This is a genomic window from Oribacterium sp. WCC10, assembly GCF_900113415.1.
In the GTDB taxonomy this organism is placed as follows: Bacteria; Bacillota; Clostridia; order Lachnospirales; family Lachnospiraceae; genus Oribacterium.
This window is the reverse complement of sequence record NZ_FOPH01000006.1, coordinates 87,140-99,010: the sequence shown is the minus strand read 5'-3', so window position 1 is coordinate 99,010 and position 11,871 is coordinate 87,140. Positions and strand designations below refer to the sequence as shown.

Annotated in this window: 10 protein-coding genes; 4 read left to right on the top strand and 6 right to left on the bottom strand. The window is 39.5% G+C overall.

Features of this window, described 5'->3' with window-relative positions; translation table 11 throughout:
- Window positions 1–10 precede the first annotated feature (10 nt).
- Both BM294_RS06210 and BM294_RS06205 read right to left on the bottom strand, forming a co-directional pair.
- Window positions 11–1,132, bottom strand: coding sequence for an efflux RND transporter periplasmic adaptor subunit (locus BM294_RS06210; protein WP_091205809.1), 1,122 nt, complete (start codon window positions 1,130–1,132; stop codon window positions 11–13).
- 154 nt (window positions 1,133–1,286) lie between these two features.
- Window positions 1,287–1,955, bottom strand: coding sequence for a TetR/AcrR family transcriptional regulator (locus BM294_RS06205; RefSeq protein WP_091205808.1), 669 nt, complete (start codon window positions 1,953–1,955; stop codon window positions 1,287–1,289).
- Between the two features lie 454 nt (window positions 1,956–2,409).
- On the opposite strand from BM294_RS06205, the gene ispE reads away from it, so the two are divergent.
- Together ispE and BM294_RS06195 are read left to right on the top strand one after the other, a co-directional pair.
- Entirely contained in the window at window positions 2,410–3,288 is an 879-nt protein-coding gene (gene ispE / locus BM294_RS06200) for a 4-(cytidine 5'-diphospho)-2-C-methyl-D-erythritol kinase (protein ID WP_091205806.1), read from the top strand.
- Between the two features lie 125 nt (window positions 3,289–3,413).
- Window positions 3,414–4,127 carry a GntR family transcriptional regulator gene (locus tag BM294_RS06195; protein ID WP_091205804.1) on the top strand — a complete coding sequence of 238 codons (714 nt, stop codon included), beginning with the start codon at window positions 3,414–3,416 and terminating at the stop codon, window positions 4,125–4,127.
- 165 nt (window positions 4,128–4,292) lie between these two features.
- On the opposite strand, the gene BM294_RS06190 is transcribed toward BM294_RS06195, so the two are convergent.
- The 4 genes from BM294_RS06190 to BM294_RS06175 all read right to left on the bottom strand — a co-directional run bounded on the left by BM294_RS06190 (window position 4,293) and on the right by BM294_RS06175 (window position 10,447).
- Entirely contained in the window at window positions 4,293–6,434 is a 2,142-nt protein-coding gene (locus tag BM294_RS06190) for an ATP-binding protein (RefSeq protein ID WP_091205803.1), read from the bottom strand.
- Window positions 6,435–6,453: 19 nt separating this feature from the next.
- Window positions 6,454–7,656: a metallophosphoesterase family protein gene (locus BM294_RS06185; RefSeq protein WP_091205801.1), complete on the bottom strand. Its 1,203-nt coding sequence runs from the start codon at window positions 7,654–7,656 to the stop codon at window positions 6,454–6,456.
- A gap of 189 nt (window positions 7,657–7,845) precedes the next feature.
- Window positions 7,846–9,324: a low temperature requirement protein A gene (locus BM294_RS06180; protein WP_091205799.1), complete on the bottom strand. Its 1,479-nt coding sequence runs from the start codon at window positions 9,322–9,324 to the stop codon at window positions 7,846–7,848.
- 253 nt (window positions 9,325–9,577) lie between these two features.
- Window positions 9,578–10,447, bottom strand: a complete 870-nt coding sequence (locus BM294_RS06175) for a phosphoribosylaminoimidazolesuccinocarboxamide synthase (protein ID WP_091205797.1) — start codon at window positions 10,445–10,447, stop codon at window positions 9,578–9,580.
- A gap of 325 nt (window positions 10,448–10,772) precedes the next feature.
- Here BM294_RS06175 and BM294_RS06170 point away from each other — a divergent pair, with 325 nt between their 5' ends.
- The gene (locus tag BM294_RS06170) at window positions 10,773–11,156 is read left to right on the top strand and encodes a CidA/LrgA family protein (protein ID WP_091205795.1); all 384 of its coding nucleotides are present in this window, start codon (window positions 10,773–10,775) and stop codon (window positions 11,154–11,156) included.
- The gene (locus BM294_RS06165; protein WP_091205794.1) at window positions 11,153–11,851 is read left to right on the top strand and encodes an LrgB family protein; all 699 of its coding nucleotides are present in this window, start codon (window positions 11,153–11,155) and stop codon (window positions 11,849–11,851) included. Before BM294_RS06170 ends, BM294_RS06165 begins: the two co-directional genes overlap by 4 nt.
- Window positions 11,852–11,871: the final 20 nt, after the last annotated feature.

Sequence of the window (11,871 nt, the reverse complement as noted above, 5' to 3'; positions counted from 1 at the left end):
CTTCCTGATATCAGTTAGCTGCTATATTTCCATTTTCGTCTATGATACGAACACTTGCTCCGTCATAAATATCATTTGTCCAGCTTGAAACTATCTTGTCTTCTTTCGTAATTCCATCTATAACCTGATATTCCGAATCATTGGTTATTCCCAATGTAATAAAAACTCTTTTTGCTATTCCGTTCTCATATACATATACGTAAGGATTTCCACTTGAATAATATACGTAATCTGACGGAATAATCATGGCATCTTTAGCGGTAGCCGAGATAAGTTCAACCTTTGCTGCAACGCCATCTGCAAGTGCATCAGCATTTTTAAGTTCAGCCTCCACAGCGAAAAGACCGGTAGATGAATCAATAAGCCTGCTTAAATCAGAAATAGTTCCTTCATAAGTTGTGCTGTTTTTCTCTACTGTGACTTTCTGTCCCAAGGAAAGATTATTAAGTATATCTTCAGTTACGTTGAATTTAACTTTTCTCTGTCCTGATCCTGTTATGACACAAAGCTCGGATGATTGTGATACTGTCCCGTTCAGTGTCATATTCTGATTTTGAACGGTTCCGTCTGAAGGTGCTGTTACAGTCGAGTACTCTACCTGTGTATCATACTGAAGCTTAGCTGAATTCAACTGGGCTCTTGCAGCTGCAGCCTGTGACTGTGCGGCATTTGCTGAATTCAGTGTTTGAGTATATGTCTGAGGCGCCACATCCCCTGCCTGATAAAGGGGAGTCATACGATTGAGTGCATCTGTTGCAGTATTCGCCTGATCCTGTGCGGCACGTAAAGACGCACTGGCAGAATCATAAGTTGCCTTCGCTGAATCTATCGCTTTCTGATTATCTATCCTGGCAATAGGATCTCCCTGCTTAACCTGATCTCCATTCTGCACATATATTTCAATAATCTCACCGGAAGTCTTGGGCATCACATGATATGTATCAGATGGCTGTATCTTGCCCATCAGAGCTGTTTCACGTTCTATAGTCCCTGTGGCAGCTGTAGCCAATGTGACTGCCGGAAGCTCTTTCATTTGCATTTCTTCCTTAGGTTTCATCAATCTTGCTGTAACAGCTGCACCTATAACTGCAACTATAACAACTGCTATAATAACCTTACCTATTTTTTTCATATCCTTCTCCTATCCTTTTCGGAAACATATTCTTTATTCCGTATCTCATATTTGTTTTCGGCAAAGAATTCCGATTTTTAACACCATACAAAAATTAATTCTTAGCTAAATGGAACAATACCGGATTATGCAGATATCAACACCGGCAAAGCTATCACTTTGACACAGCACCCTTACAACTTCTGTTCATCCTCGGATCTGCTCCGCCTCTAAGAACATCCAACTGGGTATTAAAATCGTTCAATATCTTTTCTGTATTCTGATTTGGATAAATTATGAGATTTAAAATCGCGATACCTGAAAGCATATGTGCTGACCTAACAATCGCTTCAAACCTTTCACTACTGCCTCTGTAGTCCAAAAAGCTGAGATTCAGATTCTCCATCAGCCAGGCAAGTTCTTCCTTGTCTCTTGTCTTATCATGCTCCATGCACTTCTCTGTTCCCACCCAGTCAACGATTCTTCTCATCATCCCCGTATTAGTAATAATGTTTATGCGCTGCTGTATAGAACCTTCTTTCAGATATCCTGCGACTTTACGTGTCCACTCTGTGACAGCCTTCCAAAAATCACCATCATTTTCCAGAACGAGTTCTCTAAGAAATTTTTTATTCATTTCATCCTGTTCATCGAAGATATATCTAAGCAGATCATTCTTGTCCTCAAAATAGGTATAAAAGCTGCCTCTTGATATACCCGCATTTTTAATAATCTGATTTATTGATGCTTCTTCAAATGATACTCTGGCAAATTCCTCTTTGGCTGCATCAAGAATACGTTTCTTCTTTTCTTCAGAAAGCTTTTCAAATCTCTTAGTTGCCAATTTTCCCTCCAATCAACAAAACCCCTTCAAATGACCGAGAATCATTTACATACCCCTCATAAACTCCCACACTTCAATCTATAAACCACTAAGTCTATGAAAACCAAGGTGACAATCTGTCATTTTGTGTCAACAGTATAGTGACAACCTGTCATTATGTCAATATACCTTATAATTTTTATAAAGTTTTCATACTTTTAATTCATGTATGTTTATCTAATGAGAGATATTAATTTGTTAAATTGCAATACAATTTAATGCCTCCATAATAATTTTTTTATATTTATTGTATTATTATTAGTACATTATTCCTTGCTTAAAACGGATAGATGCATTACAATAGCGAAGTATTGTATACAAAGAACGATTTTTTATTTGAAATTAGGCATTTGCTCCATTCTCATCTATTAAATTGTAGTAGTTTATACAACATATAGGGGGAGTAAGTTATTTTATGGACAGCATTAAACTGCAGGCATACGGCAAGATAAATCTGTCTCTTGACGTTTTGAGACAGCGTGAAGACGGTTACCATGATGTAAGGATGATCATGCAGACTGTTAAACTTCACGACAATATAGATATGCAGAAAACCGGCGAACCCGGTATCAGACTTACCACAAATCTTTCATTTTTACCGGTAAATGAGAACAATCTCATGTATCGTGCAGCTAAAATGCTCATTGACGAGTTTGGTATCAAAGAGGGCGTTTCCATGCAACTGAAGAAGGTGATTCCTGTTTCAGCAGGTATGGCAGGCGGATCTACAGATGCTGCTTCTGTTCTTTACGGTATGAACAAGCTTTTTGATCTGGGTTTATCTGTTAATGAGCTTAAGCTTCGTGGTGTAAAGCTCGGTGCAGACATTCCTTTCTGTCTTATGAGGGGAACTGCTCTGTCTGAGGGAATCGGAGAGGTTCTCACACCTCTTACGAAACTACCGATATGCCCAATAGTTTTAGCTAAGCCTGCAATATCCGTTTCCACGAAGTTTGTATATCAGAATCTTCATGTGAATGTTCTTCCCGAATCTTCTCATCCGGATGTTGACGCCGTGATAACTGCATTAAAAAAGCAGGACGTAAGAGCGGTCGCCGAAAACATGGGCAACATTTTGGAAACAGTCACATGTAGAAATTATCCGGAGATTGAGTCTATTAAATCCAAGATGAAAGAGCTTGGTGCCATCAACTCTCTTATGTCAGGTTCCGGGCCTACTGTCTTCGGTATATTTGCGGATCCGGAAACAGCAAAGAATTGTTATCAGTCATTACGCTATGGCAAAGACAAGAATCTTTGTAAGCAGGTTTATCTGACTGAGCCATGGCACTAACATGGTCTACGGTTGACACTTTTCGTGTTGATCGAAGTTCAAGTATAGAGTAGTCAACATATTTTATAGAAGTGAGTAGAAAGACATTTGAAACTCAAATCATTTTCATGACGGAGGACAAAAATTTGATGAGCGAATTTACAGTAAATATGAACGAATATCTTCCATTAAGAGATCTCGTTTTTAATACTCTCAGGCAGGCAATTCTCAAGGGTGAGTTGAAGCCGGGCGAGCGTCTTATGGAGATACAGTTAGCCGAGAAGCTCGGAGTTTCACGTACTCCTATCCGTGAGGCAATAAGAAAGCTTGAACTCGAAGGACTTGTTATCATGATTCCAAGACGCGGTGCAGAAGTTGCAAAGATTTCTCACAAGAGCCTTCAGGACGTTCTTGAAGTTCGTGGCGCTTTGGAAGAACTTGCCACTGATCTTGCATGTCAGCGCATCAATGATGAAGAGCTTAAAGAACTCACAGAAGCCGAAGATCATTTCAAGAAGGTTGTTGAGAATAACGGTTCCGAGATGGAAATCGCTGAAGCCGACGAAGCTTATCATGATATCATCTACAAGGCCACCCGTAATGACAAGCTTATTCAGATGATAAACAATCTCCGCGAACAGATGTATCGCTACCGTCTTGAGTATATCAAGGATGAAGCTCAGAGAGGCACTCTTATCAGCGAACACGAGAACATCCTTCAGGCCATAAAGATTCGCGATATCATTCGTGCAAAGACCCTTATGAAGGAGCACATAGACAATCAGGAGCTCACCGTTTCACAGAATCTGGAAGGTGAATCTGCAGAGGCCGCAGCTAAAAACTCCGCAAAGCGCAGATAATTCTTTAAGTTGAGTTGCCTTTTCGATAATTTCCTGATAATTGAGTTGATTTTCCTTATTATTTTCCGAAAGTTGAGTCGATTTTTTCACCTGCTTATCGAAAGTTGAGTCGATTTTTATTACTTAAAAAGAGTTGAACCGGATACTTCCGATTCAACTCTTTTTCTATTTCCTGCTCTCATGACAGGTAAAATATATAACCTGATGATATTTTGATATTTCATCGAGAAACTTCATTGCTCCGTCAACCTTTACTTCATCCAGATTGACAAACGGGTCATCCAGTACAATAAAAGGCTTTTCTTCACCGTACATAGCATCTATAAATGCCATCCTTCTGGCAAGTTCCACCAGATTCTTAAATCCTTCCGACAAAAGCTGAGTACTATGAGCCTGCCCTTCAGCCATAAACCCTATATTAAAGTTTGCATCCATTCGGTATGGTATATCCTGCAATCCGGATGTATTTATAAATATACGATAATACTTCTCAAATGCAGACATAAGCGGCGTCATATATACCTTGGAAAAATTCTCATGGGCTTTTTCCAGATGATCTCTCACAAGAATCATAAGATTATGCCTCTGCTCAAGTTCATTTAGCTCATCAAGGCCCGCCTCATAGCTTCTTTCCTTCTCATACAGTACCTGAAGCTTTTCTTCCACAGCATTCATATGAGCTTTAAGACTGTGTATGTATTCGTTTTTCTCATTATAAACAGCACTATACTCCTTAAGACTTCTGCTCATAGCCTCGAAAGACTCTTCTTCTACAGAAGTCTCTCTGATATTCATCAGTTTTTCTACATCATGACAGCCTTCAAAATCAGCTTTAGCCTTTCTCTTTGCAGCAAGTTCTCCGGCAAAATCTCTTATATCACATAATCTGGCATACCTAAGCACATCATTCCTCAGGCCTCCAAAAGCTTCAAAATCCATATTTCTTACATCAGAAAAATCCACCCTTGGATAAAATTCATGTAAATACGAAGCTATATCTCTGCTCAGGTGATCTATTTCATCAGATACTTCATTGATTCCCGGAGATTTTCTCACGTTTGCACCGGAACGGGAATCTAAACTACCTGATATTCCAACAGTAAGAATTAATGCTACTACCAGGCCTGCCACTGCCACCATCAAACCTACCGTAGTACTCTTATCTGAAATAACCAGCCATCCGCCAAAAGCAAGTGCGGCAACGACAATGATCAAAGATGTTAATCTGATAACTGCACCTGAACCATCACTCCCTTTCGTCCTTCTGCCTGTATATCCGTTTTCTTTCATAAGACCAAGCTTTTCCCGGAGAAACTGTAGCTTCGCGATTCGCTTTTCCAATATATTTAAGTCTTTTTCATCCGGGATTCCGCATCTGAACCTGTCGTCAAGTTCCCTAAGTCCTCGATTAATCTTTTCGAGCCTCATATCCTGAGTCATATCCTGATACAGGGAGCCAAAGTATCTTTTCTCAGCTTCCAGCAATCTGTGCTCACATCCTGATATCTCCTGTATTAGGTTGTCATAATTTATCTTATCGTTAATGACATCCTGATACTGACTTCTGGCCACAAGTCTTCCGTTTAATCCCTCAATGGTTTTCTTAAGTTTTCTAAGTTCATCTCCCTCTTCGTGAAGCTTTCCTGCGCTCTGAGTAAGCTCCTGCTCCATAAGTTCCTTATCCTTAAGCTCCGTTTTTAATATCTCAAGCTCCATTCGTTTCTTAAAAATACTTCCGGTTCTTCTGTGAGGAGATATTGCATTGATTTCATCTTTCAATCCTTCCAAAACCGTTTCATAGCGGTTCATATCATCCCTGTCCTCTGAAACATTTCCGATCTTGGCGTTGATTTCTGATGTAATCCCTGTCTCAAGTTCCATCTGCCCTATAAAAACAGTTTTCTTAAAGGATCTCTCATCTATTTTTAAAATTTCTTCACCAATATTCTCGCTGTAATCATGGGATTCCAGATTAGTTTCAGCATCATATAGTCTAAAAATATCCTGGCCTTTCCTTTCTCCAAAAGTCCGGACTATTCTATACTTTTTGGATGACGCCTCCTCTTCAAAAACAAGTTCACCCCCGAAAGATCCCCCCTGCCAGGGTCTGTACTTCTTACGATCATTCTCTTCATCCTGAGTTTTTCGATCACCTGAAAGACCGTAAAACATCACTCGTATGAAAGATGCCAATGTAGACTTCCCGTAGCCATTCTCGCGGAGAAATACATTAAGCCCCTCATCGAAGTCGATGGTGAAATCATGTAATTTTCCAAAATTTTCAATTTTTGCACTAATTAATCTCATCTTATATAAAAATCTTTCGTTATCCTATCTTTTCTCCAAGCAAAAGACGTATACCCGCATCAATAACTTCCGGCTTTATATCCTCCTGAAGCTGCATATCATCTCTTACAGCACGAATGAACTCACCCTTGAGAGATTTATCATTTTCATAATCCCTATAATCAATTCTGCGGCGTGTCTCATCCTCTATCCTTATATAGTAAAACATAGGTCTTAACTGTGAACGTATAAAATCTGCACTTTTCTCAGTTTCAATCATTAGTTCACCTTTAAGAACAAGCTTAACCATATCATCAGGCCGCAAACGTCCGCTGCCGGCATTATCAAGAATCTCCTTCAAAAACCCTTGATCTATATTTTCAAGTTCTGCTCCCGACGCCGGTGTTCCACTGAGAACTGCAAGCTCTGCTTTTGCCCTTTCAACCATATCTACGGAATTTTCCAGGCCGGTCACATCTACAGGAACTGTCCATAAATGTCTTTTGCTTATATCTATAAGCTGCCTCTTAACCTTATGGGTATCCTCATCTATATCGAGCATCACAAATCCATGACGGGCACATTCATCAAAACCTCGCCCCTCAAGGCAGCCCGGATAACACCATATACCTCTTCCATCCAGCTGGCCATCCATATATCTGTGTACATGCCCTAAAGCCATATAATCAACATTACGACCGGCATAGTCAGGCAGATGTATCTCCTCCGCATCCTCAGACTCACCTCTGGACATCACCACCTGACCATGAAGCATTACAATATTGTAATCCTCTTCTCTCAGATTCAGAGTTCTTGCCGCCCAGTTATCAGGAAGCTTTGCTCCTCCAAAACTGTTTGTAAGTTCTCTACCGGAGATGACTATATTCCCGGAAAGTCGATACATACGCCAGGAATCATTGAAAGTATACAGATTCTCCGGAAGAAGCTCTGCCCTGTTCAAAAAAGAATCCGTATCATGATTTCCTTTTAGATAAAAAAAGACCATTTCAGGATGTCTCTTTATACTTGCAATCACCGCATTGGCTGTAGTGCTGCTGACCGCGGCCGTATCAAACATATCACCGGATATCAGAATGGCCGACACTTCATGCTTTGAAGCATATTCAAGCAACCTAAGCCAGGTTCCAAGAAGTTCCTGTCTTCTTTCTGCTGCTTTTTTCTCATCTAAATTGGCGTTCAATCTGCTGTCAAGATGCAGATCCGCACAATGAACTATCTTCATATATAATACCTTTAATATTTCAAACAAATGTACGATGATATATTAGCATTTAAGCTGACTCTGCTCAACTGATTTATTATCACAAAAATGCTCCCGAACCTTAACTGTCCGGAAGCATTAATTTTTTACATATAGATTTTTTTAGATAAATGCGAATTCAAACTCTATCACATTATGATATTTTCTGAATCACTCGATATATCCTCCGACCTTCATTTCCTTCAGTCGTACATTGTGCCTGTGGAGGAACATGAAGAATACAATATATACAAAAGATACTGTTATCAATGATCCGATAAGCTGATTATGTCCCGCAAGAAGCATAAGAACTGTGTAACCAATCATTAGTATAACTATCTTGACCATAGACTTATAATCCATCTTGACCTGCTCCTTTGCATACCTCTCCGTCATGATCAGACAAATATAATATATAAACATGGTTATGACCATCCATATGGTCTTGGGAAAAATCGGAACCATGGGTCTGGCCAAAAGTTCAAGAGCTATAGTTGTAGAATTGATAGCCAATATCATGATTACATGAATAATAAGATACCCGAGCCCCGAAGTCTTCTTATGATGATCAAGGACATTATCATAGAAGAAACCATAGCTAAGGAACATTCCTATAACTACAAGGAAGGAAATAATGTTAAATGCGATATGACTATCCTCTGTAAAGTATCCCGCGATTCCTATGATCATTTCGCCGAATGTCAGAATCACAAGCAGCAGATTTCTTTCTGCAAAGTGAGGAAAATCACATGGTCTCCGCGCATAGGAAGAATGCTCTTTCATCTTTCCTACATATCCTACAATAAGAGCAACCGGAGAAATGACTATACCGGTAAAATGATGAGCCGGTATAGATGCAGCTATGATTACAAACTCAAAGGTAAGGATGACCACATTATTTCTTAATATGTCTTTATCTATATCATCAAGTTTTGGAGCAAAACGAAGCTTATCCCAGCTTCTGTATGCCAGATTGGCCATTATAAGCGCCCATGCCGTATGATATCTTACGTAGTGATCCAGCCAGTGTATATTGGAACCGCTTGCCATATAGTATAAAAGATACATATTAGCAAAAATGCTTATATAGTCTCTCAGTGCTTTACGGCCATATCTGTTAAAAAACATCGTGGTAAACATCCACACCTGCATGACTACCGCAGTCAGAAATACAAACGTAAGTATTGATTGCCACGCAGGGAAGCTATCCTCGTATCCGTGGAATAGAGCATTGATAGTTCTCAGACTGTATACAAAGATCAGATCATAAAACAGTTCTATGTACTCTACCTTTTTCTCCACCTGACCTTTTGGACGCGGGCTTTCTTGATTTACGCGAGACCATATACGATATAGAAGCGATCCCTCAGCTTCCCTGACAGGTGTTCCCTGCTCTATCTGTGATTCTCCTGCTGCCTCATCTACAATTTTGTTGAAATACTCTCTCTTCCTATGTTCTTCCTCATCTATATCTGCTCCATGAGTACGAACATGAATCTCCATCTTTTCAAGTATCTTTGGCTTGATGACGTAATCACCTTTATCCATTCGGCTTCCATCGGAATCCATTCCTGGAATGTCAACATCCTCCGTATACTCATCATCTTTAAAATCCTTACCCTTTAAATCGATATCATCCTTTAAACTCATTGTATCTCTCCCTTTGAAATCATCCCCTTACTTGGCATTTGGCATAATAAACACTAACACAAATAACGAATCATTAAATTATCACACGCACTAACTATATTTACACAAATTTTACCACACTAAAAAAGAGCGGCACAAGATATCTCATGTACCGCTCTTTGTATTTATTTCAATACTTATAAGTGCTCCGATATACGCTATAAGACAGATTCAGAACAAAGGATTTAGAAAGTACATAAAGCATTTCCAAAACTTACAGCGTCTCACCCGTAAGCATTGTATACGCTTCTTTGTAGAGATCAACTGTCTTTTCGACTATATCCTGTGGAAGGGTGGCATTGTTATCAGGATTTGCCTTTAACCAGTTACGTACAAACTGCTTATCGAAAGATGACTGACCCTGACCTTCTTTATACTGGTCAAGTCTCCAGAATCTTGAACTGTCCGGAGTAAGTACCTCATCAGCAAGTACTACTTCACCATTCTCGTCAAGGCCAAACTCAAACTTTGTGTCTGCAATGATGATACCCTTTGAAAGAGCATAATCAGCACATTTTTTATACACAGCAAGTGTCGCATCCTTTATCTTTGTAGCGATCTCCTCGCCCTTACCCGGGAATGCTTTCTCAAGAACTTCGATTGACTGTTCAAAATTGATGTTCTCATCATGATCACCAAGATCTGCCTTTGTGGAAGGTGTGTAAAGAGGCTCAGGAAGCTTCTGACATTCAACAAGTCCCTCCGGGAGCTTCAAACCACAGATAGTACCATCCTTTTTGTAGTTCTCCCATCCGGATCCTGTGATGTATCCACGTACGATACACTCAATAGGAATCATCTCAAGCTTCTTGCAAAGTGTTGCTCTGCCGTCAAATTCAGGCTTTTGGAAAAATTCCGGCATTTCTTTGTTATCAACGGAAATTAAATCGTTTGGAATCACATCCTTTGTGAGATCGAACCAGAACTTTGACATCTGAGTGAGAACTCTTCCCTTATCAGTAATCTGGTTATGAAGAATTACATCAAATGCTGAAATTCTGTCGGTAGCTACCATGATAAGCTTATCCCCCAGATCATAAATCTCACGTACTTTACCTTCCTTGACCGGTTTAAAATCTGCCATCTTTACCCTCCATATTCAATTAAGGACACTCTTGTCCGAAGTGTATTACCGAAGTTTAGTATAATTCATTTGAGTTAAATCACAAGTCCAATTATGCATACAAATTTTCGCGACTTTATTATTTTATTAGTTGTAAATGCTTATATTTCATACATTTTTTTAATCTTATACATTATCTTGAAAACCTGCACTAATTTATGAAAATTTCATCCTTTTTTTTACCAATTACTGCACTTGCTTTCTATTATCAACTTGGTTATGCTTCATCTGTTTATTCTTGTATACACAATGAATAAAATACCATCTTTAAGAAAGCGTGCTAAAAATGAAATATGTAAAAGAGATTGTATGGATAATTGCATTCACTTTTATAGGCGAAGCACTCAATAAGCTCCTGCCGCTACCTGTTCCTGCCGGAGTATACGGACTCATTCTACTCCTTATAAGTCTGATTCTTGGAATCGTAAAACTTCAGGATGTGGAGTCAACCGGTAATTTTCTGCTTGATACCATGACCATGATGTTCATTCCTGCTGCTGTAGGTATCATGAGCGCTATGGACATCCTTCTTCCTGTACTTATTCCGTACATCCTTATGATTGTAATTTCCACTGTGGTTGTTATGGTATCAACCGGACTTGTAGCTTCATTTATTCTTAAACATTCTAAATCTCGTACGGCAGATAAAACCAAGGAGGCGGCTGTATGAAAGAAGCAATTATAAATTCAAACTATTTCGGTCTTATACTGAGTATATCTCTTTTCGTTTTGGCACTAAGGATAAAGACAAGATTCAAACTTGCCCTACTAAATCCACTATTAGTATCAACTCTTTTATGTATCGCTGTTCTTGTTATATTCAGAATCCCTTACGATACCTATAAAGAAAGTGCCAACCTTCTGAATTATCTTCTGACACCAGCTACCGTTTGTCTTGCCATCCCTATGTACAAGCAGCTCAAGCTTCTCAGGGATAATCTTGTTGCAGTTATAGCTGCTATCACTTCCGGCACTGTCTGCTCTCTCATGAGCATCTTCATTATGGGACGTATATTCAGACTCAGCTCTCAGCATATTGTGACTCTCCTTCCGAAATCTATCACAACAGCCATTGGTATGGGTGTATCCGAAGAGGCCGGCGGCATAGTCACTCTTACAGTTGCAGGCATCATCATTACCGGAATTCTCGGCAACATGATTGCTGAATCTATATTTAAGATATTTCATATTGATCATCCGATCGCAAAAGGTCTTGCTCTCGGAACTTCAGCTCATGCTGTAGGCACCGCAAAGGCTCTTGAACTCGGTGAAGTTGAGGGTGCTATGAGTTCTCTCAGTATCTGTGTAGCAGGTATACTTACTGTTATACTGGTACCGATCGTTACTTCAACATTTATAGGATGATATATATACCCTATAACGGA